Consider the following 24100-nt stretch of genomic DNA (forward strand, 5'->3'; position numbering starts at 1 on the left):
TCCCTGCCGTGTCATGTGTGAGGGACCCAGTGCAGGTCGTATTCGACCTCCCAGGTCGCACCGTCGTCCTCGCTCCCCACCGAAAGCTCGCGGATGCCCCCGTCCCCGGTGCGCGTCAGCGTCCAGTGGCGCAGGCGCACGCGCTTTTCGCCCAGTGGCCCGTCTTCCAGAGGTTTGTGCGTCACGTAGCGTATCGCGCCAGCCCCCATGGGTTCGCCGGTGAAGGTGGTGCTGGCGCCATCGTCGGTCACCCAATGGTACATCCAGTGTCCGAGCAGCGCGGAATAGTTGAAGATGCCGAGCCCGTTTCCACGTGTGCGCCCGCCGGTGACCGTCCAGGTTTCCTCAATGGCGCAGCTTTCCAGGATCGGCTCCAACGTGACGCGCGCGATGCGTGTCTCGCCCGCGTAGACGTCCCAGTCCCCCAGCGTGAAATCCTGCGCCCGAAAGGCCGGATCGTCCCGGCAGATGTCGGCGGCGGCAGGCTCCTCGGCGTGCGAGGGCGCGAAAGGACCGGACAGGGCCAGTCCGCACATGAGAGCAAACCGGCGCAGCATGCGGGCAAACACCGGCATCTCAGTCGACCTCCGCGATGATGCGCCGCAAGGTGTCCACGATATGCGCGACCTGCTCCTCCTCGATGATGAGCGGGGGCGAAAGCGCGATGATATCGCCTGTCACGCGGATCAGCACGCCCTCCTCCCAGCAGCGCCGGTAGATCTCGAAGGCCCGCGTGCCCGGACCGTGCGGGCCGGCCTCAAGCTCGATCCCGGCAATGAGGCCAAGGTTGCGGATATCGACGATGGGCGCCAGCCCCCGCAGCGAATGGACTGCCTCCTGCCAGAGAGGTTCCAGACCCGCGGCCCTCTCGAAGAGCCCCTCCTCGCGATAGACATCGAGACTGGCGAGCGCGGCCGCGCAGGCCAGCGGGTGGCCGGAGTAGGTATAGCCGTGGGGCAGCTCCACCGCGCCCTCGGCCGCGGCCGCACAGATCGTCTCATAGATCCCCTCGCGCACCAGGATCCCGCCCATCGGCACCGTGCCGTTGGTCAGCCCCTTGGCCATGGTGATGATGTCGGGCGCGACACCAAAGCGCTGCGCGGCAAAGGGCGTGCCCAGCCGCCCGAAGCCGGTAATCACTTCGTCGAAGATGAGAAGGATGCCGTGGCGGTCACAGATCGCGCGCAGGCGCTCGAGATAGCCTTTGGGAGGCACCAGCACCCCGGTCGAGCAGGCGATCGGCTCGACGATACAGGCCGCGATGGTCTGTGCCCCGTGCAGCTGGACAAGGCGCTCCAGGTCGTCGGCAAGGTCCGCGCCGTGCTCTGGCACGCCTTGGGTGAAAAGGTTGCGCTGCGGGTCGTGGGTGTGGCGAAGGTGGTCGACACCCGCAAGCAGCGCGCCGAACATCGCCCGGTTGCCGACGATGCCGCCCACCGAAATCCCGCCGAAGTTGATACCGTGATAGCCGCGCTCGCGCCCGACGAGACGGGTGCGCGTCCCTTCGCCGCGTGCGCGCTGCCAGGCAAGCGCGGTCTTGAGCGCGGTTTCGACCGCCTCGGAGCCGGAGTTGCAATAGAACACCTGGCCAAAGCCCTCGGGTGCCAGATCAATCAGACGGTTGGCCAGCTCGAACTGAGCCGGGCTCCCCATCTGAAAGGGCGGGGCGTAGTCGAGCTTTGCGGCCTGCTGCTGGATCGCCTCGACGATCCGGGGCTGCCCATGCCCGGCGTTCGAGCACCACAGCCCGGCCGTCCCGTCGAGTATCTCGCGCCCGTCATCGGCCTGGAAATACATGCCCTGCGCGCCCACGATCATGCGCGGGTCAGCCTTGAACTGGCGGTTCGCGGTGAACGGCATCCAGTAGCTCGACAGGTCATTGAGCTTCATTTGCAAGGGCTTCGCGCTCCCGGTTGTCTCTTCCGCAAAGAGACCTATCGCCGCAGAAGGGCCCCCGGGAGATGCCTATCCGGCGTGGACTGGTGCTCCGCGCGCACCACCGCCCGTGGCCCGCATCAGGACAAGCCTCCCACACACGCTTCGCGACTTGCCCATCCCTGGTTGCCCTGGCCCCTCCCATCGAATAAAGTCGATGGATGAATTCCGATGCGGCCCTCGCCATACTCTCGGCGCTCAGCCACCCCACGCGCCTTGAGGCCTTTCGCCTGCTGCTGCGCCACGAGCCCGAGGGCCTGGCCACCGGCGCGCTGGTCGAGGCCTCGAGGCTGAGCCAAAGCACCTTCTCCTCGCACCTTGCGGTCATGGCGAAGGCCGGGCTCGTGCGCAGCGCCAAGCAGGGGCGCCAGAACATCCAGCGCGCCGATATCACAGCGCTCAAGGGCCTCATGCTGTTTCTTGCGAACGACTGTTGCCAGGGCCACCCCGAGCTTTGCCAGCCACTCGTTGCCGAGCTCACATCCTGTGGCTGAGCCTGGCAGCGATGCGCCTGGCCTGGAAGGTCCGCTCCCGCCACCTCTCTCGCTTCCCTCCCGCTGATCCCAGAAGGTTTCTTCGACCATGTCCGCACCCGCCCCACGCGCGCGTCTCGCCTTTCTCGACCGCTACCTGACCTTGTGGATCTTCCTTGCGATGGCGACAGGGGTGACCCTGGGCTCGGCCATCCCGGGCCTGCCCGCGGCGATCAATGGCCTCTCGTGGGGGACCACCAATATCCCCATCGCGATCGGGCTCGTCCTGATGATGTACCCGCCGCTGGCGCGGGTGCGCTATGAGGAACTCCCCCATATCCTCGACGACAAGCGCATCCTCGCGATCTCGCTCGTCCAGAACTGGATCATCGGGCCGGTATTGATGTTCGCGCTCGCCGTCCTGTTCCTGTCCGACACGCCGGAATACATGACCGGCCTGATCCTCATCGGCCTTGCCCGCTGCATCGCCATGGTCATCGTGTGGAACCAGCTGGCGAAAGGCGACAACCAGTATGTTGCCGCACTCGTCGCCTTCAACTCGATCTTCCAGATCCTGTTCTTCAGCGTCTACGCCTGGTTCTTCCTGTCGGTCCTGCCGCCGCTGTTCGGGCTGGAGGGGAGCGTCATCGACGTCAGCTTCTGGACCATTGCCGAGGCCGTTCTGATCTATCTGGGCATTCCCTTTGCCGCCGGGTTCCTGACCCGCAAGGTCCTCGTGCGCGCGCGGGGCAACGCCTGGTACGAAGGGACCTTCCTACCCAGGATCGGCCCTGTCACGCTGGTCGCGCTGCTCTTCACCATCGTTGCCATGTTCAGCCTCAAGGGCAACGAGATCCTGGCCCTGCCCGGCGATGCGCTGCGCATCGCGATCCCGCTCACGATCTACTTCGTGATCCAGTTCACCATCAGCTTCTTCATGGGGCGCCTCATCGAAAGCGACTATCCGCGCACCACCGCGGTCGCCTTCACCGCGGCGGGCAACAACTTCGAGCTGGCCATCGCGGTCGCCATTGCCGCCTTCGGGCTGGCCTCGCCGGTCGCCTTTGCCGCCGTCATCGGCCCGCTGGTGGAAGTGCCGGTGCTGATCCTCCTGGTGGGCGTCGCCTTCCGCTTCGGGCGGCGCTGGTTTCCCGACACGGTCCCCGCTGAGGAACGCGGCTGAGCGTTGCACGAAAAGGAGCCCCGGAACGCGAGGTCCCGGGGCTCCTTTTTCATGGGTGGTTCAAGGCCGCTCCGATCAGAACAGGCCAAGCGCCCAGCCGATGCCGAAGACCGCGATGGAGAAGGCCCACATCGTCAGCAGCGAATAGCGGATGTGGCGCCCGATGTCGGCCTGGGCCAGACCCAACGCCAGCCACATGGCGGGCGAGAAGGGGCTGATGAAGGTGCCGATGATGTTGCCGATAATCATGGCGTAGACGGTGGCCTGCGGGGTGACACCCACCGGCTCGACGACCTGGAGCACCACCGGCAGCAGTCCGAAGTAGTACGCATCGGTGTTGAGGACGAGTTCGAGCGGAAGCCCGAAGAAGCCGATCACGATGTGCAGCATGGAGACGGCCGAACTGGGCAGGAAGTCCACCAGCGCCTCGGCCATGGCCTTGAGCATGCCGCTACCATCGAGCACGCCGAGGAAGCTGCCCGCCGAGAGGATGATCGCCCCCATCAGCAGCGCAGGACCCGAGTGGGACCGCACCCGCTTCATCTGCTCGTCGATCGAGCGGTAGTTGCAGGTAAGGAGCACCGAGAGGCCGATCATGAAGGTGTAGGCCGCAGGCAGGATCCCGGCGACGAGCACGGTCAGGACGGCCAGGAAGATCGCCGCATTCAGCCAGATGAGACGCGGGCGCAGCAGTTCCTGCTCTTCCTCGCTCAGCTCCGGTGCGGCCTGGGGGCGGGTGGCTTTCCCGGCCCCATCGACATGCGTGATATGGGTGCCATCGGCCTCCAGCACGGCCTGCTCGGGCGAACCTGCCGCCGCGATCCGGCGCCGCTCACGCAGACCCAGGAACACGGCGAGAACCGCGAGCAGCGCAATGCCAGCGAGCTGGACCGGGATGAGCGGACGCCACAGTTCGGTCACTTCGATGCCGGTCACCGCCGCAGCGCGGCCGAGCGGCCCGGCCCAGGGCAGCATGTTGGCAATGCCCGCCCCCGTCGCGAGCAGCATGAGCAGGAGGTAGCGGCTCATGCCCAGACGCAAGTAGAGCGGCAACAGCGCGGGAACGGTGAGAAGGAACGTCGTCGCCCCTGCCCCGTCCAGATGCGCGCAGGCCCCCACCAGCGTCGTGCCGACCGCCACGTAGACCACGTTGCCACCTGTCACGCGGATGAGCCCGTTGATGAAGGGACGGAAGAAGCCGGTGTCCTGCAGCACGCCAAAGAAGATGATGGCGAAGATGAACATCGTCGCCACTTGCATGACCCGCGCCAGGCCATCGCCGAAGAAGGTGGACATCGCCTCGGGGCTGAAGCCGTAGACCAGCCCGGCCACGAGCGGAACCAGCACAAGCGCGACGATCGGCGAGGCCAGCCGCGCCAGGAGCAGGCCGACAACGCACACGACCGTGAGAAGTCCGAAGAAGGCTAACATGAAACTCTCCTGATGGCCTTTTGGCCTGTTTTAATGCGGTATTTCGACAAGGACCGAAGAGGCGCGCGGGGGGAGGCCGCGCGCCCGCACTACGGTCAGAACGTGACGCCGAGACGCGCGGCGAGGGTCTGGCCGCTGTCCTGTCCGGCATAAGGGCCGGCGGCGTCGGTGATGCTCCAGTAGATCCCGTTGAGCTGGATGCGCGTGAAGCTGTTGAGGTACCAGTTGGCCCCCAGCGTCGCGGTCCAGCCGTCGGCGGGATTGGGAATGTTGCGGAACGAGACTTCCTCGTAGCGGCTGGTCAGCTCCAGCGCGCCCGAGCCTCCGCCAAAGACGGGGGTGCGCACATGCGGCTGACCGAAGTTGCCGGTGCGCGGGTTGTAGGGCGGCAGTTCACCCGTCACGAACCAGCCTGCCGAGGCGCTGTAGGCGCGGGTGCGGAAATCGGCCTGTCCCCCGGCGCGCCGCGCGCGGCGCTCGCCCGCCTCGGCCATGAACCAGACCGGCCCCTGGTAGCCACCGAATTCAAGACCGTAGCCGGTCGTGCCGGTGCCATCAGGCAGCGGCCCGGTGGAGACCCGCAGCGCCCCGTTGAAACGGCTGCCCATGAAGGTGTTGCGTGTCAGGTCGGTCGCCGAAGAGGCCAGCGCCTCATCGAAGCCCCAGGCGCCCAGGTGCAGCGCGCCGCGTTTGGAGCGCAGCGGGTTCACGTGCACGCGCGCCATGACCGTGCGGCTGTCGCTGTCGGTCTGGTCGCCGTCGACCCGGTCGCCGGTGAGCGCGAGCGAGACGTGCCCGCCCGGGAAGAACACCCGGCCCATCGCGCCCACACCATAGTAGCCGCGCTCGGGCACGATGGTGTTGGGGACCACGCTGCGTTCAAGGAAGGCCGTCGAATCCGAGCCCGTCGCCCCGTCGAAGGAGCGGTCGTTGAACAGGTGGCCCATGCGCAGATCGAAGCTGACGTCCTCGCTCAAACTGTCGCGCCAGCCCATGTAGGCGGTCATGATCTCGGCCCGGTTCTCCGAGAAATCAGCCTCGATCTGGTAGAAGAAATGGGTGCCCACACCGCCCTCGAAACCCAGACGCAGCGCGCGCATGCCCGTGGTGGTCAGGTTGCGCCCATCGTGGTCCGATCCGAAGGTCGATCCGACATCGGCCAGAATGCGCCCGCGCGGCTTGAAGGTGTACTGGCCGTCAGCGGAATGGAAGACAGGAAGGCCAGCGCCCCATTCGGTGGTCACGTCGGCCTGGTTCGCCGAGCGGGCCCGCGCAATATCGCGCTCGGCCGGGCCCGGCGGCACCAGCTGCGGGGCGTAGGGCGGGGTCACGACCACGTGCACGGTCTTCGCTGCGGCATCCTTGGTCTTGGTCTCGGCCTCGCCCTCAACCTGGGGCGCGGAGCTGGCCGCCAGCTGCACGGCATCGGTCTGGCCCTGGCCTTCAAGCTGCTCGACACGCGCGCGCAGGGTCGCGATCTCATCGACGCGGCTGCGCAATTCGGCGATCTCGGCGGCCTGCCGGCGGACAAGATCGGCCAGGTCTTCACGGCTCGGGGTCTGGGCAAGGGCCGGGCTCGCCGCGACAAGGGCAACGAGCGCGCAGCTGGTGGGAAGAACACGCATTCAGGGGGACTTTCCTTGGGCAAGCGCGGCGTTCCACGTGTCGAGTACACGCTGGCGCTTGATCGGATCGAGATTGACGAAAAGACGGGGGCCGCCGGGGATGGCGCGGGCCTGTCCGGGCGCGAGGCGCGGCGGGGCCACACCGCTGCGCACTGGCGGCAGCCCGGCCCGCGCGAGGATCTTCTGCCCCTCACGCGAAAGCAGGAAATCGAGGAACAGCCGTGCGGCAGCCGGATGCGGCGCACCGCGCGCGATGAAGGCCACGCGCGAGGCGACGATGGAATAATCTTCAGGGTAGAGCACACCGATGCGCGGATCGGCATTGGCACGCTCCTCGGCGTAAGGACCGACGACATTGTAGGCAAACGTCACATCGCCGCGCGCCACGGCATCGAGCATGGCGCCGGTGGTCTCCATCAGGACCGGCCGGGTCGCCCCCATCGCCTCGAGCAGGGCCTGCGTGTCGCGCGTCGCGGCAAGGTCCTGGGTGAGGAAGAGGTAGCCGATTCCCGAGCGTGCGGGATCGTAGGTCGCGACCTTGCCGGCCAGATCCTCCCAGCGCGCGCGCAACATCCGCGTGAAGGCGGCATGGGTGCGCGCAAGCTCTTGCTCGGCCACCTGCTCGCGGTTGTAGGCAATGGCGACCGGCTCGGCGGTGATGCGGTAGGACTGGTCATTCCACACCGCCTCTGTGGGGAGCGCCCCCTTTTCCGGGCTCGCGTAAGTCTGCGCATAGCCGTCGTTGACGAGCTTGGCCTGCATGGCCATGGCCGAGGACCAGACAATGTCCGCGCCCACCTTGCCTGCATCGGCCTCCCGGCGGAAACGGGCATCGAGCGCGTCGGCGCTGAGGTCGTGGTAGCGCACGGTCACGCCCGCGAAACGGCCCTCGAACGCGGCGATGAGCGGCGTGATGGCGCCCGCATCGACGTTGGCGTAGACCTCGACCACGCCCCCTTCGCGCTGGGCCCGGGCCACCCGCGCCGCCTCGCCATCCTCGCCGAGATACGACCAGACCAGCAGAGCTAACGCCGCCAGCCCCCCTAGGAAGACACCGAAAATCAGGTATGAACGCACGACACTCAAGCTCCTCTCGCTCCCCGCACCTTGCGTCGGGTAAGCCGCCAGTGGCGTCGATCTAATCCAACTTGCTGTCAGCAACCTTTCAGGGGTCTTTCCCGCCTTGCGCATCCTCCTTGTCGAAGACGACGATCAACTCGCCCGCAGCCTCGTGAACCTGCTGCGCAGCTCCGGCCACGCTGTCGATCACGTCGCCACGGGACAGGACGCCCTGCTTTTCACCCAGCAGGAACCCTACGCCGCGCTCATCCTCGACGTGGGCCTGCCCGACATCGACGGCTTCGAGGTGCTGAGCACGCTGCGGCGGCGGGGAGAACGCATGGCCGTGCTCATGCTGACCGCGCGCGATGCGCTCGATGACCGGGTGCGCGGGCTGGACCTGGGCGCCGATGACTACCTGCGCAAGCCCTTCGCGCCGGAAGAACTGGAAGCCCGGGTGCGCGCGCTCGGCCGCCGCCGGGGCGGCGATCCCACCCCCGAACTCACCATCGGCACCTTGCAGATCAACCGCTCGACGGGGGCGGCCAGCGTGGCCGGGCGCACGCTTGACCTGCGCCGCCGCGAGGCCGCCGTGCTTGACGCGCTGGCCACCCGCGCGGGCCAGCTGGTGACCCGCCAGGTCCTTCAGGGCGAGGTGTTCGGGCTCGACGAACCGGTCGGCCAGAACGCCCTGGAAGTCCACATCACGCGCCTTCGCGCCAAGCTGGCCCCGGACGGGCCCGCCATCCGCACCGTACGCGGGGTCGGCTATATGCTCGATGTCGGCTGAAGCCGCCTCGCCCAGCCCGGCCCCCACCCCGGCCCTGCGCACGCGCCTCCTCGTCGCGATGCTCGGCCCGATGGTGGGCGTTGCCATCGTCCTGGGCGTGATCGGCGCGCTCATCGTCACCGACGCGGTGCGCCGCGCCAACGACCGTGTGCTGGGCGGTGCGCTTGGAGCCATCGCCGAAACGGTCGAGGCCGAACGGGGCGAGGTCACGCTCGACCTTCCCGCCGCCGCGTTCGGCATGCTTGAAAACCCGCAGCGCGATGCCGTGTTCTATCGGGTTGCGGTGGGCACGAAGACGCTGACGGGCGACCCGGGGCTACCCCCCGCGCGCCCGCCAGCCCTGGAAACCGGCGATGCCACAAGCGCGCCCAGCTACCGCTTCGCCACCTTTCGCGGGCGCGCCATCCGCATCGCCGAACTGCACCGGCGCCTGCCGGGCATCGCCGCGCCGGTCTCTGTCCAGATCGCGGAAACGCTGGAGCACCGCCGCGCGCTCGGCCGCCGCCTGATCCTGGCGCTGGTGCTGGGCGAGGCGCTCCTGATCGGCCTTGCCGTCCTGCTCCTGCGCCCGGCGCTGGGCTGGAGCCTGCGCCCGCTCGCGCGGTTGCGTGAGGCCGTCGCGCGGCGTTCGCGCCGGGCCGCCCCCGACCTTTCCCCGCTCGATGCGGGGCCCTTGCCGCGCGAACTGGTGCCCCTCTCGCGCGCCTTCGACAGCCTGCTCGAACGTCTCGATACGGCGACGGCGGGCATGCGCCGCTTCACCGCCGACGCCTCGCACCAGATGCGAACGCCCCTCTCCACGCTCAAGGTGCAACTGGCACTGGCCCGGCGCGGCGATCCCGATGCCCTGCGCGAGATCGCCGATGCCGCCGATCGCCTGGAACACCTGATGACCCAGCTTCTTGCCCTCGCCCGCGCCGAGGAAGCCGGTGTGGAGCCGGAGCGCGAACAGGTGGACCTGCACGAAGTGGCCGTCGCCGTCATCAACCGGCGCATCGGACAGGCCATCGCAGGCCGTGTCGAACTTCAGCTCGATGCCCCCGACGAACCGGTCCGGGTCTGGGCGCACCGCACGCTGGTCTTCGAGATGCTCTCCAATCTTGTCGACAACGCGATCCGCTACGGCGGCAGAGGGGGCGAGGTGGAGATTGCGATCACGCAGGAGGGCACTCTCTCTGTCACCGACCGCGGGCCCGGCCTTGCCGAGGCGGACATGGCGCAGCTTGGCCAGCGCTTCGTGCGCTTTCAGCCCGGCTCAGGTCCCGGCGGCAGCGGGCTGGGCTTTGCCATCGTGCGCTCGGCCGCGCAGCGCGTGGGCGCCACGGTCCATGTCGAGTCCATGACCCCCGGCCTTCGCGTCTCCATCGCCTTTGCGGCCCCGGTCGAGGCGATGCCGTAGGCCCGGAGCGCCTGAAACCACGCCTCACATCGCGCCGTCTCAGGCGCGCAGCTGCAGGCCCATCGTCTCGCGCATCGCGATCCCAAGCAATCTCGGGAAGGCTGGATCCGCGAACGTGTAGGGCCCCGGCTGGTTGCTGACGGTATTGTTGAGAACGCCATACATGACCTGGAAGGCAAAGCGGATGCGGCCTTCATCGATGCTTTCCTCGACAATACCGGGTTCTGCGCGGACCCGTTCGAGATAGACAGAGGCCAGGTTGCGGGCGTTGCGACGAAACGGCTCCCAGGCTTCCGGGTCGACCAGGCTGACCCGGAACGCGGAACGGAAGAAAGCGTTCTGTCCGTCGAAGCGACGCACCTGTTCGGCCAGTAACCGATCAAGGATGTCCGCAAAGGGCGTCTCGCGCACGATTGTCTCGAGCAAGGGGCGCGATTCGGCCGCCGCCATGACCATTACCGCCTTGAACAGTGTCAGCTTGTCGGGAAAGCGGGCGTAGAAGGCCCCCGTGGAACATCCGGCCTGCCCGCAGATCTCGACGATGCCGACATCATCGAACGAGCGACGCCGCGCGATATCCAGCGAAATCCGGATCAGGGTGTCGCGCAGGAGGCGGCTGCGCGACTGCAGCGCGCGCGGGACACCGGCGCGTTCGAAGTCCTCGTCGAGATCGTCTGACGGCGTGTTCATCGTGCGAGCCATCGCCGATCTCGGCGGCTGTGTCCACGGCGCACAAAACAGAACCAGATTCTTATTCTTATTGACGCACGCCGCCGTGACCTGTAAATCGGCCCTCAAGCAGCCCGCAAAGGGTCAGATAAAAACGCGTGGAGAGGTCCTGATGAAGCCCCAATTCCGTCCCCCCGTCCTTGGCCGTCGCGCTCTGCTGCGCGCCTCGCTGATGGGTGCCACCGGCGCCATGCTCGCCCTTCCCGGTGCGCGACTGCTGGCCCAGACAGGTTCGGCAGGCGCGTCCGAGGCCGCCAGCGAGAAGGGCGCACGGCTCGTGCTGCTGGGCACCAAGGGCGGTCCGCGCGTCGGCGGCACGCGCTCGAACCCGGCCAACGCCATCGTCGTCGATGGCAACGTCTACATCATCGACTGCGGCATGGGCGTCACGGCACAGGCCTTCAAGGCGGGCCTGGACATGGCCAAGATGCGCGCGATCTTCATCTCGCACATGCATTCCGATCACGAACTGGAATTCGGCAACCTCGTCTACAACACCTGGGTCGCGGGGGACCTGCGCCAGAAGATCGACGCCTATGGCCCCAGGGGCCTTGCCGACATGGCGCGCAACTACTGGGCCACGCACAGTTCCGACATCCACACCCGCATCGCGGACGAGGGCCGCACCGATCCCGCTACACTCCTGGAAGTCCATGAATTCGACGCCAGGGAGGGGCTAGTCATGGACGACGGTGTGGTTCGAGTGACTGCGCTCACCACCCCGCACCCGCCGATCAAGGACCTCGCCTACCGCTTCGAGACACCCTACGGCAGCATCGTCATCTCGGGCGACACCGCCTACAACCCCGCGCTCGCCGAATTCGCGCGCGACTGCGACGTTCTCGTCCACGAGACGCTCTTTATCCCCGGCGTCGATGCCCTCGTGAAGCGCGCCCAGCAAGGCGAGGCGTTCCGCAACCACATCCTCAATTCGCATACCTCGGCGGAGGATGTCGGCAAGATCGCCACGCAGGCCCGCGCCAAGAAGCTGGTGCTGACCCACTTCGTGCCCGGCGACATGGAGTGGATCACCGACGAGATGTGGCAGAAAGCCGCCGCCACCAACTACGCGGGCGAAATCCTCGTCGGCCACGACCTCCAGAACATTGCGCTGGGATAACCCGGACACCCAAATCCATAGATCGAACGGGAGAAACCTGATGCGCAGCCACCGCAAGGGATGGCGCGTTGGCGGGTGGGCCGGATGCCTGACGCTGGGACTTGTCGCGCCCGGCCTTGTCCCCACTGTGGCCTTCGCGGCCGACAGCGCCGGGCCAACGGCAGACCTGCCTGCCAACCGCAACGAGACCGAGCCGAAAGCCCTACCCGCTCCCCCCGCCGCTCCGGCAGGCAAGGACCCGCTTGCCTCGCCGTTCCCTGTCGAGGCGGACGGCCTTGGCCCGCGCCTTGGCCCCCACTACCGTCTGCTGCGCGGCGCCGAGGACTGGCGCTTCATGGGCAAGGAGGGAGCCCCCGATGACCGCTTCGCGCCGCTCAAGGCGATCCCGCTCGATGGGGACGGCGATGTCACCCTGTCGCTGAGCGCAGGGCAACGCACCAGCGTCAGCCATTCGACGCAGCCGCTCCTCAACGACACGCGCAGCCGTACTGAATGGCTCTCGCGCACGAACCTGGCCGCAGACCTGCGCATCGGGCCTGCCGTGCGCGTTTACGGCCAGCTCGTCTCGGGCCACATCTTCGGCAGGAACGAGACCCGCCACGTACCGGTCTGGGAAAACGACCTCATCGTCCAGCAGCTCTTCACCGAGCTCCGCGCGCCAGTGGCCTCGGGCGTGGCGCGCATCACGATCGGCCGCCAGGAGTTCTTCGACGGGCCGCGCTTCCTGATCAGCCCGCGCGAAAACCCCAACATCCGCGTCTCGATGAACGGCGCACGGCTCTCGATGGACTGGTCGCGCGTGCGTTTCACCGTCTTCGACTTCACCCCCACCGCGCAGGGCAACGGTATCTTTGATGACGGCATCGGCAACGGCGAGACCTTTTCGGGCGGTATTGCGAGCCTGCTCCTCGCCCGGAACAGCGCGCAGGGCACCAACGACGCGATCTACCTCGATCCCTTCTACTACCACTACACCCGTGAGCAGCGCACCAGCGGCCTCCTTTCCGGATCGGATCGGCGCGAGACCTGGGGCGCGCGATTGTGGGGCCACTGGGGGCGCGTTGCCTTTGACTGGAGCGCCATGAAGCAGGACGGGCGCTTCGCCGGACGGCCCGTCGACGCCTGGGCGCTTTCCACCCGGCAATCCGTGGCACTGGGCACGGGCAAGCAGGCCCCGCGCCTCGGCTTCCACGCCGACTACGCCTCGGGCGGCGGCAGCTACACCGCCGACGGCAAGGTCGGTGCCTTCAACATCCTCTACAACGCCACGATCATCTTCAGCGACGACAACTACATCGGCGCGAGCAACGTGATGGGCGTGGCCCCCACACTCAGTGTTCCCCTCTCGCGCAAACTCAAGGTCGCAACGGAAGCCGGCTTCTACTGGCGCCCCAATGAAAACGACGCCGCCTATCGCGGCAACGCGGTCGTCTATGCGGGCACGCAGAACGTGGACGGACGCCACCTTGCCAACATCGCCCGCGCCCGGATCGACTGGACCCCCGACCCGCATGTCGTGCTCTCGGGCATCGCCAACTACGTCGATGCCGGCAAGGTCCTGACACGGGCGGGCTATGGCGATAACCTCTTTCTCCAGACACGTCTGACGCTGCGCTTCTGATGGCGGTGCGCGGTCTCCTGGCGCAGGCACCTGCGCCCCTTGTCCGCGCCGTGTCGGGGAGGGAAAAACAGGCTGCCATGCGTCCGCATCACCGCGAACACCTCATCACGCTGAGCTGCGCCAGCGTCCTCTTCACCGCCGGGTACGCGCTTCAGGCCTTCGCATTCTCCATGCCTGGCCTCGTGCGCGACTGGAAGCTCGACGCGCAGGCGGTGGGGCCCCTGCTCGCCAGCGCCATGCTCGGGCTCATGCTTGGCTATCTCGCCCTGTCCCCCCTGGCCGAGCGGATCGGCGCGCGCGTCATCGTCGCAGGCGCCATGGTCAGCCTTTCCCTCGCGACGCTGGCCAGCCTGGCCGCGCCCGGCATCCTCACCCTCGCGGCCTGCCGCGGTGTGATCGGAGCGGCGAGCGGCGCCGCCATTCCCGCCGCCGTCGCCATCGTCAGCCAGCAGGGGGCGCCTCGCTGGCAGGGTGCCCGCGTGGTCGCCACCTACACGGCCTACTCACTGGGCTTCCTTGCCGCCGCCGGGCTCTCTGGCTGGCTGATCCCTGAAGCCGGCTGGCGCGCCGCCTGGGTGCCGGGTGTGCCCTTCGCGCTTGCAGCCGCGCTGGGGGCGCTTGCCCTTCCGCGTCGGGCCGCGCGGACCGCCCCGCGGCATCCCCACATCCACGGCCCGCGCGCTCTGCTCGATCGCAACCGCCGCCTCGGCACCCTCCTTTTCTGGATCCTGTTTCCCGCCGGGCTCTGCCTGTTCTACGCGCTCCAGTCGTGGCTTCCGCTCCTTGCGACAGAAGGTGGCATCGCCTTTTCCGGCGCGGTGGCACTGACCGGGATCTTCACACTGGGAAACATGCTGGGCGCGGTGCCGATGATCTGGTGGGCCGACCGCATGGGGCCCTTTCGCGCACTCGCGGCGATGGGGCTGTTCAGCCTTGCCGGCCTCGCCTTGCTCGTCGTCGGCCTCAACCTCACGCACCCCTTGCTGCTGGCCGCTGCGCTCCTTGCCGGGATCGGCATTGGTGGCAGCCAGAAAGGCATGACCAGCGCCGCAAGCCTGTTCTATCCACCTGCCATCCGGACGACCGGCCTTGGCTATGCGCTTGGCATCGGCCGGATTGGCGCGGTCGGCGGCCCTCTTCTCCTCGGCCTAGGTCATGGCTCGACCTGGCTTGGCCTCGCGCTGGCGCTTCCCGTCCTGATTCTCGTGCTGGCCCCGCTCTGGCTCGACCGCCGCTACGGGCGGATCGACTGTGACGGACCGCCTCCCCCCAGACAAAATCCTGAAAGAGACCGGTTGCCATGACCTCTCCCACGCCCTCTGAAACCGCAATCGCGCACGATCCCCAGGCGCTCTTGTCGCACAGCCCGATGAAGCCGCTCCAGATCCTCGTCGTGGCGCTCTCCATCGCGCTCAACGCGCTGGACGGCTTCGACGTGCTCGCGATCAGCTTCGCCTCGCCCGGCATCGCCAGCGAGTGGGGCATCGACCGCGCGGCGCTGGGTATCGTCCTCTCGATGGAGCTGATCGGCATGGCCATCGGCTCGATCCTGCTGGGCAACCTTGCCGACCGGATCGGGCGCCGCCCGACGGTGCTCGGCTGCCTGGTGGTGATGGCAGGGGGCATGGCTCTGGCGACACTGGCCAGCTCGGTCACGATGCTGGGTGTCATCCGCTTCCTGACGGGACTGGGCATCGGGGGCATGCTGGCCTGTACCAACGCCATCGTCGCGGAATTTTCGAACGCACGCCACCGCAACCTGGCCGTCGCGATCATGGCCTCGGGCTATCCGATGGGCGCAATTCTGGGCGGCTCGATTGCCAGTTCGCTGCTGGCAGACGGCAACTGGCGCGACGTCTTCATCTTCGGCGCGCTCGTCAGTGCGGCCTTTCTGCCGCTGGCCTGGTTCCTGCTGCCGGAATCCGTCGGATTTCACGTGCACCGCCGCCACCCCGACGCCCTTGCCCGCATCAACGCGGTGCTTGGACGCCTCGGCCACCAGGCTGCCGAGGGGCTGCCCGCTACGCACGACAACGCTCCCAAACCCTCGCTTGCCGCGCTCTTCGCACCCCGGCTCGCGCGCAGCACGGTCCTGCTCACGCTTGCCTATTTCTGCCACATCATGACCTTCTACTTCATCCTGAAGTGGATCCCCAAGATCGTGGTCGACATGGGCTATCCCGCCGCGCAGGCGGGCGGCGTCCTGGTCTGGGCCAATGTCGGGGGGCTCCTGGGCGCAAGCCTGCTCAGCTTCCTCACCTACCGCGTCCAGGTGCGCTGGCTGGTCATCGGCGCGATGCTCGTCTCGACAGTCATGGTCACGGTCTTCGGCCAGGGACAGACGAGCCTTGGCGGCCTTGCCACGGTCGCAGGCGCAGCCGGCTTCTTCACCAACGCAGGCGTGGTCGGCCTCTACGCGATCTTTGCCAAGGCCTTCCCGACCGAAGTGCGCGCAGGCGGAACCGGCTTCGTGATCGGCATCGGGCGCGGCGGTGCGGCGCTGGGTCCGATCGTGGCCGGGTTCCTGTTCACCGCAGGCTTCGGCCTGGCCGAGGTCGCTCTGCTCATGGCCTGCGGATCGCTGCTGGGCGCCGCCGCGCTCGTCTTCCTCAAACAGGACTGAGCACGGCGGCGTTCCCTGTCAGAACAGGTAGCCGATCCCCCAGAGCGGATCGTCGGAATTGAGGAGAAGGATCTCCTTGCGCGCCATGCGCAGGCCCTCGCCCGTGCGTACCAGGTGGTAGGTGACATCCGCGCCGATGACGCGGGTGCGCTCGAACTTGTACTCCACCAGCATCTGCGCGCAGCGTACCAGGACGCCGCCGTCGGGCGCCTCCTCGAGCACGAAGCGCGAGGTCGTGCGCACCGTGCGCGCCGAGGGTGCCGACGAGATCGAGAACCCGCTCTTGAGGCGCTTCACACGCATCGCGCGCATCTCGGCATCGTCATAGGCGATGTTGAGCTCGCCCGCGCGGTCCTCGGCCTCGCGCTCTATCGGGATCACGTAAAGCCCGTCCGGCGTGAACAGGGGGAGCCAGGCCTTGTAGTCCTGGCGGTCGAGCAGTTCGGCCTCGTGCCAGATGAAGGCGCTCGCCTCTTCCAGCGTGATGGCGGCCAGATCGCTGCGGGTCATTTCGGTCGTGCTCATGCCGACATCATCCTCTTCCATTCCTGATAGGCCGCGCGCATGCCGGTCTCGGCACTGACATCGGTCACGTGATCGCCCGCCGCGTGGCCGATGATCGGGGCCTGCCCCCGGTTGACGAGGATCCACAGGTCATCGCCCGCCGCCGAGCCACGCTGGACGCGCTCCCAGCCCTCGGCATCGTCGGGAGAGCCAAAGCCCATCGGCCCCTGGAAATGCTCGTGCAGGCGCATGCGCATGCGGTTGCCCGCCTCGGGCCCGCCATCCATGCCGATGGCGATGTGTCGGATCTCGGTCTCATCGACGCTGACCGGGCGCAGCACGCGGAAGAACGCCATCGAGCAGGCGACATTGGGAAAGAGGTTGAGGTTGAAGCCCCCGCCGCCCACCGCGCGCACGATGCGGCGCACCTCGTGGTCGGAATAGCCCTCGCCGCGCAGTTCCTCGGCCAGATCGGCGAAGCGCTCGGGGATGGGTGCCTCGAGGTTTTCCTCCAGGTCGACCAGCTCGGGCATCATCACCATGACCGAGTGGCCATGGCCCAGGTCCTCGACCCAGCCGCCGCGCCCCAGGACGTCGAAGACATTGCCGGTCTCGGCATCAAGGCTGTCGAGGAAAGTCTTGTGAACGATCGGGAAGTGGTAAGCGTCGGTGGTGTTCTCGAGCTGGATCTTCCAGTTGCCCGGGAAGCGGAACTGGTGCTCGCCCAGCGTCTTCACCGGGTACCCCGCGCCCTGCTTCATGAACAGGTCGATCCACTTCTTCGCGCTGCCGAGGAAATCCTCCAGCGGCTCGATGTCGTCGCGGAAAGTCGCGAAGATCATGCCGTTGTACTGTTCGGTGCGCAGCGAAACGAGCGGGAACTCGTCCTTGTCGAAACCCTCGCCATAGACCGAGGCGTGCGGCACCGAGCGCAGCTTGCCATCGAGATTGTAGCTCCAGCCGTGATAGGGGCACACGAAGACCGAGGTCTTGCCCGCCTTCTTCTCGCACACCGTCGCCGCGCGGTGGCGGCAGCGGTTGAGAAGGACGTGGATCTTCTCCTCCTTGTCGCGCGTCACGATCACCGGCTGCTTACCGACGAACGACTTCTTGAAGGTGTTCTTGCCCGGCACCTCGCTCGCGTGCGCGACCCAGACCCAGGTGTTCTTGAAGATGCGCTCCATCTCCTCGTCAAAGATCGCCGGATCCTTGTAGAGCGAGGTGTGGACGCGGTCGTCCTGCACGAGGCTGGCGTAGTCCTCGTGCGCTCGCGGCATGTCCGTCGGCATGTCCATGGCGTTCATTCTCCTGTCCTGTGTCCCGGCACCGGGACCGGTGCCGGATCGTCCCACCGGCTCACCGGCCGGCTGAAAAGGTTCTCGGTTTCAAAACGGGCGATGCGCCAGGCCCCGTCCTCCAGGGCAAAGCCCACATTGAGACGCGCGGAACGCAGGTCGCTGCGCCCATCGGCATAAGTCGAGGTCTGGAGCATCATCCATTGCCCCTGCGCCTGCCCTGCCCCGTCCGCGACGCGGATCGTCTCGGAGGAGAGGAAGTGCGCGTTCATCGCGAAGTGCGGCGGCGTACCGCCCTCCTCGCCCTGGTACTGCGCCAGCATGGCGACGATCGCCGCGCGGCCGCGATGGCCGCCAAAGGCGCCCGCATAGCGCGCACCGACCCCGGTCCAGACCGCCTCGCGGGTGAAGAGCGCGCCCAACTCCTCCATTGGCGAGGTCGGTGAAAGCGTGTCGCAGATCTCCATGTAGCGGGCCATGACACCCCGGATCGCGCTTTGCGCCTCCAACTTTTCCAGCCGGGCAAACACCCCGGCGTAGTCGTCCTGCGCCATCACAGGGCTCCTTCCAGGGCAAGACCGAGGGCGCACAGACGCGCCTCTGCGCCCTTGGCTGCAACGAGTTGCACGCCGGCCGGAAGGCCGTCACGCGTAAGGGTCGGCAGGGTCAGCGCGGGGTGACCCGAGAGGTTGAAGGGACGCACCAGTTCAGTCAGGCGCAGCGCCCCTTGCGCATCGCCCGCCTCGCGGAGGAGAAGCGGCACGCTCGGCAAAGTCGGCAGGACCAGCGCGTCGCAGCTTTCCAGCGCGGTGTCGATTTCACAGGTGATGCGCTCGCGTACCGCTTCGGCCTCGGTCAGCGCCGCGGCATCGACCTTGAGGCCCGCGGCGAGGCGCGCGTCGATGTCCGGCCCCAGCTTGCCCGAGCCCACGAGATGCCCAAAGAGCCCGGCCATTTCAGCCGCCATGATGGTGATCCCGGCGCGGTGGGCTTCGGCGAGCGAGGGCAGGGCAGCGGCATGAACCTGCGCGCCGCTGCGCGCCAGCACGGTATCGAGCGCGGCCTCCACATCGCCATCGGCCGTGGTCGGCACCCGCCCGAGCGTGAAATCGCGTGCAGCTTCGGGCCTCTCGAAACCCGGACAGATCGCCTCCATTGCCGTGATGAGCCTACGCATGTCACGTGCGAAAGGACCGATGCAGTCCAGCGAACTCGACGCCGGGACAGCCCCCGTGCGCGGCACCGCGCCGAAGGTTGGCTTCAGACCGAAAACCGCGCAGCAGGCCGCGGGCATGCGGATCGAGCCCCCCGTGTCGGTGCCGATCGCGAAATCCACCAGGCACGCGGCGACCGCTGCCGCGCTGCCGCTGGAAGAGCCGCCGACGATGCGCTCGGGAAAGCGCGGGTTGCGCGGCGTGCCGGTGTGCGCGTTGGCCCCGGTCACCCCGTAGGCAAGCTCGTGCATGTTGGCCTTGCCCACGATCCGGCAGCCCGCCGCCAGCAGCGCCTCGACGACAGCGGAATGGTGCGCTTCGGGGGCGGCGTCGTCGAACGCAGCGCTGCCACAGCCGGTGCGGGTGGCCGCGATGGCAAGGCAGTCCTTCACCGCGACGCGCGGGGCCGCGGGGCCCGGATCACGCGCCAGGTCGAGCTGCTGAACGAGGATTGCAGTGTCGGGGGGATATGTCATAAGGCAAAAGCAACACGAATCACGTGATTAGTCAACTATTTTAGGGCTTGTACAAATGCCGCAGATCCACGAGCTGATCGCAATGGATCACGATCATCGCCTGACCTACGATGCCTGGCCGTTCTACTGGCTGACCCGGGCGCACACGCGCTACCAGACCGCGCTCAGCTCCGCGCTCGAGGACACAGGGCTCGATCCGACGAGCTGGCGCATCGTCATGGTGCTCAAGGAAGAGCGCTGGATGACCGTGAGCGACATCGCCGCGCAGGCCAATTCCAAGCTCTCGGCCATGACCCGCGCGATCCAGCGCATGGAAGGTCAGGGGCTGGTCGAGCTGCGCAGCGGCCAGCGCGACCGCCGTGCCACCGAAGTGGCGCTGAGCCCGGCGGGCGAAGCGCTCGTCGCACCGGCCGTGGACGCCGCCCGCCATGTCTTCAACCGCGCCTTCGCCGGGTTCGACGAGGAAAAACTCACGCTCCTGCGCACACTGCTTGGGGACATGGCCCAGAACCTGCGCTAACCGGCTGGCAGCACATTTCCGGTATGTTCCCCAGAGGGCCGGTCCAGGCCCTTCCAGATCAAGGACACGTCATGACCGTCGCCCCCACCGAAGCCGCCCGCGTCTTCGTCCTCAACCGCTACAACAAGGTCGGCTTCGACGAATTCCCCGGCATCATGCCCTCCAATCCGGACGAGGCCTACGCGATCCAGGACGCGGCCATCGCGGAGTGGAACAGCCCGGTCGTGGGCTGGAAGGTCGGCCGGATCACGGGCGAAATGGAAAGCCGTTTCGGGGAGAACCGTTTCCTCGGTCCGATCTTCGAGGAGGACGTGTGGCCGCTCGAACGCGGGCGTCCCACCCCCTTCCCGATGATCCGCGGCGGCTTTGCCGCGCTCGAGGCCGAACTGGTGGCCCGCATCTCCGCGCCCGGGGACCGCGATGACTGGACGGCCAGGGACTGCGCCTCGCTCGTCCAGGCCTGGCATGCCGGGATCGAGGTGGCCGGAAGCCCGCTGGCGACCATCAACGACCTGGGCCCGCTCGCCAGCATTGCCGGCTTTGGCAACAACATGGGCCTCATCCTGGGGCCCGAGATCGCGCTCAGCGATCCCGATACGGTAGAGGCCACCACCACCATCGCCGGAACGACTTTCGGGCCGCGCGCGGCCGGAATGCTGCCCGGCGGCCCCCTCACCGCGATCGCCTTTGCGCTCAACCGGCTGGCCCGCATGGGCGAAACCGTGCCCGAGGGCTGCCTGATTTCGACCGGCGCGGTCACCGGCGTCCATGTGGTGGAAGAGGGTCAGGAATGCCGCGTGCAGTTCGCGCCCGACACCACCCTCGAATGCGTCGTCACCCCGCTCTGAGCGGCACCTGGTGGAAGGCCCTGTCGAAGTAGACGAGGCCTTCCACCGCCCCCTCGTCCTCCGCGGCGAGCTGCGCCATGGCGGCGCGGAACAGCTGCGGTTCGACGGGAGCGCTCATCGCATGTTGAGCCCGCCGTTGATGTCCCAGGTGGCCCCATTCGCAAAGCTTGCCTCCGGGTCAGCCAAGTGAACGGCGGTGCGCGCGACATAGCCCGGCGCGCCCAGTGCGCGCACCGGAATGCCCGCGACAATGCCCTCCAGCTTGTCAGGCGGTACCAGTGCATGAACCGAGGGCAGGTCGAGCGGTCCGGGCGCAATGGCGTTGACCGTCACGCCAAATGGCCCGAGGTCCCGCGCGAAGACCTTGGTCAGCGTGATGATCCCGCCCTTGGAAGCGGCATAGTGCGCCCCGGTCGCCGTGCCGCCGTTCTGTCCGGCCAGCGAGGCGATGTTGACGATGCGTCCGGCGCCGACCTCGCGGAAATGACGGCCCAGGACCTGACAGCCCACGAACGTGCCGCGCAGGTTGACGCCGACCACCGCGTCGAAATCGTCAGGATCGATCTCCAGCACCGGCTGCGCGCGGGTGACGACCGCGTTGTTGACGAGGACATCGATGCGCCCCCACGCCTCCAGCATGCGCGCCTGCGCTACCACGAAGGCTTCAGGGTCGCGCACATCGAGGGCGAGCCCAAAGGCACGCTCCCCTTGCGAGTCGAGCTGGGCAGCAAGGTCGGCTGCGCCCTTACCATCGACGTCGCTCACGCAGACCCGGTACCCCGCTGCGAAGAAGGCGCGCACGAGGTACTCGCCCAGCCCCTTCGCCCCGCCCGTCACGAGAACGGTGCGTTCGCCGTCGGCGCCGCTCATTCCGGGATCACCAGTTCACGGCCGAGGCGCGCCTCGACGCGCATGTACTTCCACAGCCGGTATTCGCCGACCTCGACCGTGCGGAAGAGGTTGCAGGCGGCAATCGCGGTCTCGCGGTCGGGCACGTCGGCCAGGATATAGAACGTCCAGGGCCAGCCGGTAGGCGAGGTGCCCACCATCGTCTCGTCATCGTCGAGCGTGCCCAGCACGTTGACGCCAGGCAGATCGCGAATGCCTTTCAGCATCTCGGCAACCCCAGCCCAGACCTTGCCGATCTCGCTGGCGGGAAGATCGAAGAAGTTCTGCAGGACGGCCGCGCAAAACAGCGTGCGGATGGGCTTTGCGGGGGGCGTATCGGTCATCGTATCGGGTATCCTTCATGGGTGGGAGCAGGCGCGCCAGACGCGCGAAAAATCAGGGGTAACCGGCCGGGGCATCGAGGCCGAGCGCAACGCGGCCCGCGCTCTGCCAGGTGCCCTCGGACAGGAAGGCATGCTGCGCGACAACGGTCGCATCGTGCAGGTAAGCGGCGAGCGGATGGTCGCTGTAGATGCCCGCCGTGCCCGACAGGCGCAGCGCCATCTGCGCGACATCGCAGCCCGTGCGCGCGACGTGGCTGGACGCGAGGCGCAGGCGCATCGCCTGCTCGCGGCTGGCATCCTCGCCCGTGCACAGGGTCGCCCAGGCATCCTCGGTCGCCTCGTAGAAGAACGCCCGCGCCGAACGCAGGCTCGCCTCGGCCTTGGCGATTTCGGACTGAACGTACGCGCGTTCGGCCAGCTTGGGTGCCCCGGTGATCGAGCCGCGCCCCGCCGCCATGCCCGCGATCTCGTCGAGCGCGGCGCGTGCAACCCCGATTCCGACCACGGCCAGCACCTGCGCGGCCAGCGCCATCGCGGGATAGCGGTAGAGCGGCGTATCGAGATTGGGCGCGCTGCCGCGCACGAACGTCCAGTCTTCGGCCACGAGGGCCTCGTCGACCACGATGTCATGGCTCCCCGTTCCGCGAAGGCCAATGACATCCCAGTTCGGCTCGATCCGAGCCTTGTCGGCGGGCATCACCGCCATGCGCGGCAAGCCCGCCCCGGCCTCGTCCGCGACCTTGATGCCCACGCCGATGAGGTCGGCCCCGGTCGAGCCGCTGCCGAACGGCCAGCGCCCCGATATCCGCAGGCCGTCCGGGGTCTGCTTGGCCGCCTGCGGGGGGAACAGCGCCCCTGCAAAGATCACATCCGGACCCTCGGCATAGATCGTGTCGAGCGTCGCAGCGGGCAAGGCGGCCAGGTACATGCTGGAGACGCCGAAGCTGGCCACCCAGCCGACCGATCCATCGGCCTGCGACAGTTTCTCGATCACCTTGAGGAAAGCGCCGGGCGAGGCTTCCATGCCGCCGTAGCGGCGCGCAACGAGCGCCCGGTAGACCCCCAACTCGCGCAGGCGTTCAACCACGTCGCGGGGCAACTGGCCAAGCTTTGCAAACTCGGCGCGGCGCGAGCGCACGTCTGCAAGGAAATCGTCCGGCAGGGCAATCAGGTCGGCCTCGGCCGTGGCGGGATCAAGGCATTTCATCTGGTTCATCTAGCGCTCCCCAAGCTGGAGTTCGCGCCGCCCCGCAACCCGGAAGGGGTGCGCGCGCGGCGGTGGAGGTATCGTGACCCGCGTAGTTTCAGAAGGACCGACGTCATCCCGGCCTTGCTGGAATGCTACGAGAACATTACTTGAATAGTCAACTATTATTCGCGTTGTCTCACGGCTCGCTCCGGGATAGGGCAAAGCCTGGGCGAAGAGGGAACGGCCTCGGCGCACTGCCATCCGGCCGCCCCGATCCGCCAGGCACGCGCAGCCCGCTGGCCGCGCCAGGGAGAGTACAAAGCGATGGATGCAGGCGGCGAGACGGACTTCAACATGGAAGAGTGGCCGTTCTACTGGCTCACCCGCTTCTCCGGACGCTACCTCCAGCAGATGGAACTTGCCCTCAAGCCCATCGGCCTCGACGTGGCGCAGTGGCGCGTGCTCATGGCGCTGCGCGACCGCGAACGCCTGAGCGTCAGCGAAATCGCCGACCACGCGATCGCCAAGCTTCCGACCATGACCAAGATCATCAAGCGCATGGAAAGCGACGGCCTGGTGGCCTGCACGCCGCGTCCCAGCGACCAGCGCGTGACCGAGGTGAGCCTGACGCCCGAGGGCGAAGCGGCCAGCCGCGAAGCCTGGGCCGCCGCGAACCGGATCTACGCGCGCACGTTCGAGGGGGTTTCGGCCAGGGACGTCGCCAGTCTCAACCGTTTGCTGCGCACAATAACGCGCAACATCGTGCTCTAGGTCACACGGGAAGCCGCCCCGAAACCGCGCCGAAAGAGCCCGCCGCGTAAAGGTGCGCGGCGG

General features: G+C 67.6%; 25 protein-coding genes. 11 read left to right on the forward strand and 14 right to left on the reverse strand.

The window, feature by feature from the left end:
- Nucleotides 1-11: 11 nt before the first annotated feature.
- The gene (locus tag MTR65_RS12240; protein WP_243800568.1) at nt 12-575 is read right to left on the reverse strand and encodes a hypothetical protein; all 564 of its coding nucleotides are present in this window, start codon (nt 573-575) and stop codon (nt 12-14) included.
- 1 nt (nt 576) lies between these two features.
- Nucleotides 577-1890, reverse strand: a complete 1314-nt coding sequence (gene aptA, locus MTR65_RS12245; protein ID WP_243800570.1) for an omega-aminotransferase AptA — start codon at nt 1888-1890, stop codon at nt 577-579.
- 206 nt (nt 1891-2096) lie between these two features.
- Between aptA and MTR65_RS12250 the strand changes: the two genes are divergently transcribed.
- Nucleotides 2097-2429 (forward strand): ArsR/SmtB family transcription factor, encoded by a 333-nt coding sequence (locus tag MTR65_RS12250; RefSeq protein ID WP_243800573.1) that lies wholly within the window; start codon nt 2097-2099, stop codon nt 2427-2429.
- Nucleotides 2430-2517: 88 nt separating this feature from the next.
- Nucleotides 2518-3591 carry an ACR3 family arsenite efflux transporter gene (arsB, locus tag MTR65_RS12255; protein ID WP_243800575.1) on the forward strand — a complete coding sequence of 358 codons (1074 nt, stop codon included), beginning with the start codon at nt 2518-2520 and terminating at the stop codon, nt 3589-3591.
- A gap of 75 nt (nt 3592-3666) precedes the next feature.
- Here arsB and MTR65_RS12260 read toward each other — a convergent pair whose 3' ends face one another.
- The 3 genes from MTR65_RS12260 to MTR65_RS12270 form a co-directional block, all read right to left on the reverse strand.
- On the reverse strand, nt 3667-5022 hold the full coding sequence (locus MTR65_RS12260) for a CitMHS family transporter (protein WP_243800577.1): 1356 nt from the start codon (nt 5020-5022) through the stop codon (nt 3667-3669).
- A 95-nt stretch (nt 5023-5117) separates the two neighbouring features.
- Nucleotides 5118-6647 (reverse strand): OprO/OprP family phosphate-selective porin, encoded by a 1530-nt coding sequence (locus tag MTR65_RS12265; protein WP_243800580.1) that lies wholly within the window; start codon nt 6645-6647, stop codon nt 5118-5120.
- Complete coding sequence (locus tag MTR65_RS12270; protein WP_243800582.1) at nt 6648-7724, reverse strand: ABC transporter substrate-binding protein; 1077 nt, start codon at nt 7722-7724, stop codon at nt 6648-6650.
- A 106-nt stretch (nt 7725-7830) separates the two neighbouring features.
- On the opposite strand from MTR65_RS12270, the gene MTR65_RS12275 reads away from it, so the two are divergent.
- Both MTR65_RS12275 and MTR65_RS12280 read left to right on the forward strand, forming a co-directional pair.
- On the forward strand, nt 7831-8496 hold the full coding sequence (locus MTR65_RS12275) for a response regulator (protein ID WP_243800583.1): 666 nt from the start codon (nt 7831-7833) through the stop codon (nt 8494-8496).
- Nucleotides 8486-9895, forward strand: a complete 1410-nt coding sequence (locus tag MTR65_RS12280; protein WP_243800584.1) for a sensor histidine kinase — start codon at nt 8486-8488, stop codon at nt 9893-9895. The genes MTR65_RS12275 and MTR65_RS12280 overlap by 11 nt, the downstream gene beginning before the upstream one ends.
- A gap of 39 nt (nt 9896-9934) precedes the next feature.
- On the opposite strand, the gene MTR65_RS12285 is transcribed toward MTR65_RS12280, so the two are convergent.
- Nucleotides 9935-10585 carry a TetR/AcrR family transcriptional regulator gene (locus MTR65_RS12285; RefSeq protein ID WP_243800587.1) on the reverse strand — a complete coding sequence of 217 codons (651 nt, stop codon included), beginning with the start codon at nt 10583-10585 and terminating at the stop codon, nt 9935-9937.
- Between the two features lie 151 nt (nt 10586-10736).
- Between MTR65_RS12285 and MTR65_RS12290 the strand changes: the two genes are divergently transcribed.
- The 4 genes from MTR65_RS12290 to MTR65_RS12305 all read left to right on the forward strand — a co-directional run bounded on the left by MTR65_RS12290 (nt 10737) and on the right by MTR65_RS12305 (nt 15988).
- Nucleotides 10737-11744: an MBL fold metallo-hydrolase gene (locus MTR65_RS12290; protein ID WP_243800589.1), complete on the forward strand. Its 1008-nt coding sequence runs from the start codon at nt 10737-10739 to the stop codon at nt 11742-11744.
- Between the two features lie 40 nt (nt 11745-11784).
- Complete coding sequence (locus MTR65_RS12295; protein WP_243800591.1) at nt 11785-13365, forward strand: alginate export family protein; 1581 nt, start codon at nt 11785-11787, stop codon at nt 13363-13365.
- Nucleotides 13366-13442: 77 nt separating this feature from the next.
- Nucleotides 13443-14669, forward strand: coding sequence for an MFS transporter (locus MTR65_RS12300; protein ID WP_243800592.1), 1227 nt, complete (start codon nt 13443-13445; stop codon nt 14667-14669).
- Nucleotides 14666-15988: an MFS transporter gene (locus tag MTR65_RS12305; protein ID WP_419145045.1), complete on the forward strand. Its 1323-nt coding sequence runs from the start codon at nt 14666-14668 to the stop codon at nt 15986-15988. The genes MTR65_RS12300 and MTR65_RS12305 overlap by 4 nt, the downstream gene beginning before the upstream one ends.
- 18 nt (nt 15989-16006) lie before the next feature.
- On the opposite strand, the gene MTR65_RS12310 is transcribed toward MTR65_RS12305, so the two are convergent.
- The 4 genes from MTR65_RS12310 to MTR65_RS12325 are packed head-to-tail and all read right to left on the reverse strand — an operon-like array spanning nt 16007 to nt 19477.
- Nucleotides 16007-16513: an aromatic-ring-hydroxylating dioxygenase subunit beta gene (locus MTR65_RS12310; protein ID WP_243800593.1), complete on the reverse strand. Its 507-nt coding sequence runs from the start codon at nt 16511-16513 to the stop codon at nt 16007-16009.
- A complete protein-coding gene (locus MTR65_RS12315; RefSeq protein ID WP_243800594.1) occupies nt 16510-17787 on the reverse strand; it encodes an aromatic ring-hydroxylating oxygenase subunit alpha in 1278 nt (425 codons plus the stop codon). Before MTR65_RS12315 ends, MTR65_RS12310 begins: the two co-directional genes overlap by 4 nt.
- Before the next feature lie 5 nt (nt 17788-17792).
- Nucleotides 17793-18341, reverse strand: a complete 549-nt coding sequence (locus MTR65_RS12320; RefSeq protein WP_243800597.1) for a nuclear transport factor 2 family protein — start codon at nt 18339-18341, stop codon at nt 17793-17795.
- Complete coding sequence (locus MTR65_RS12325) at nt 18341-19477, reverse strand: amidase (protein ID WP_243800599.1); 1137 nt, start codon at nt 19475-19477, stop codon at nt 18341-18343. The genes MTR65_RS12320 and MTR65_RS12325 overlap by 1 nt, the downstream gene beginning before the upstream one ends.
- Before the next feature lie 55 nt (nt 19478-19532).
- Between MTR65_RS12325 and MTR65_RS12330 the strand changes: the two genes are divergently transcribed.
- Nucleotides 19533-19997: a MarR family winged helix-turn-helix transcriptional regulator gene (locus tag MTR65_RS12330; protein WP_243800600.1), complete on the forward strand. Its 465-nt coding sequence runs from the start codon at nt 19533-19535 to the stop codon at nt 19995-19997.
- Between the two features lie 71 nt (nt 19998-20068).
- Nucleotides 20069-20845: a 2-keto-4-pentenoate hydratase gene (locus tag MTR65_RS12335; RefSeq protein ID WP_243800601.1), complete on the forward strand. Its 777-nt coding sequence runs from the start codon at nt 20069-20071 to the stop codon at nt 20843-20845.
- Here MTR65_RS12335 and MTR65_RS20185 read toward each other — a convergent pair.
- The 4 genes from MTR65_RS20185 to MTR65_RS12350 are packed head-to-tail and all read right to left on the reverse strand — an operon-like array spanning nt 20832 to nt 23293.
- Nucleotides 20832-20963 carry a hypothetical protein gene (locus MTR65_RS20185; protein ID WP_268739421.1) on the reverse strand — a complete coding sequence of 44 codons (132 nt, stop codon included), beginning with the start codon at nt 20961-20963 and terminating at the stop codon, nt 20832-20834. The two genes, MTR65_RS12335 and MTR65_RS20185, sit on opposite strands and share 14 nt — an antisense overlap.
- Nucleotides 20960-21715, reverse strand: a complete 756-nt coding sequence (locus tag MTR65_RS12340) for an SDR family NAD(P)-dependent oxidoreductase (RefSeq protein WP_243800602.1) — start codon at nt 21713-21715, stop codon at nt 20960-20962. The genes MTR65_RS20185 and MTR65_RS12340 overlap by 4 nt, the downstream gene beginning before the upstream one ends.
- Entirely contained in the window at nt 21712-22077 is a 366-nt protein-coding gene (locus MTR65_RS12345) for a hypothetical protein (protein ID WP_226631983.1), read from the reverse strand. Before MTR65_RS12345 ends, MTR65_RS12340 begins: the two co-directional genes overlap by 4 nt.
- A gap of 52 nt (nt 22078-22129) precedes the next feature.
- A complete protein-coding gene (locus tag MTR65_RS12350) occupies nt 22130-23293 on the reverse strand; it encodes an acyl-CoA dehydrogenase family protein (protein ID WP_243800604.1) in 1164 nt (387 codons plus the stop codon).
- Between the two features lie 297 nt (nt 23294-23590).
- On the opposite strand from MTR65_RS12350, the gene MTR65_RS12355 reads away from it, so the two are divergent.
- On the forward strand, nt 23591-24037 hold the full coding sequence (locus MTR65_RS12355; RefSeq protein ID WP_243800608.1) for a MarR family winged helix-turn-helix transcriptional regulator: 447 nt from the start codon (nt 23591-23593) through the stop codon (nt 24035-24037).
- Nucleotides 24038-24100: the final 63 nt, after the last annotated feature.

The organism is Novosphingobium mangrovi, assembly GCF_022818885.1.
Lineage (GTDB): Bacteria > Pseudomonadota > Alphaproteobacteria > Sphingomonadales > Sphingomonadaceae > Novosphingobium > Novosphingobium mangrovi.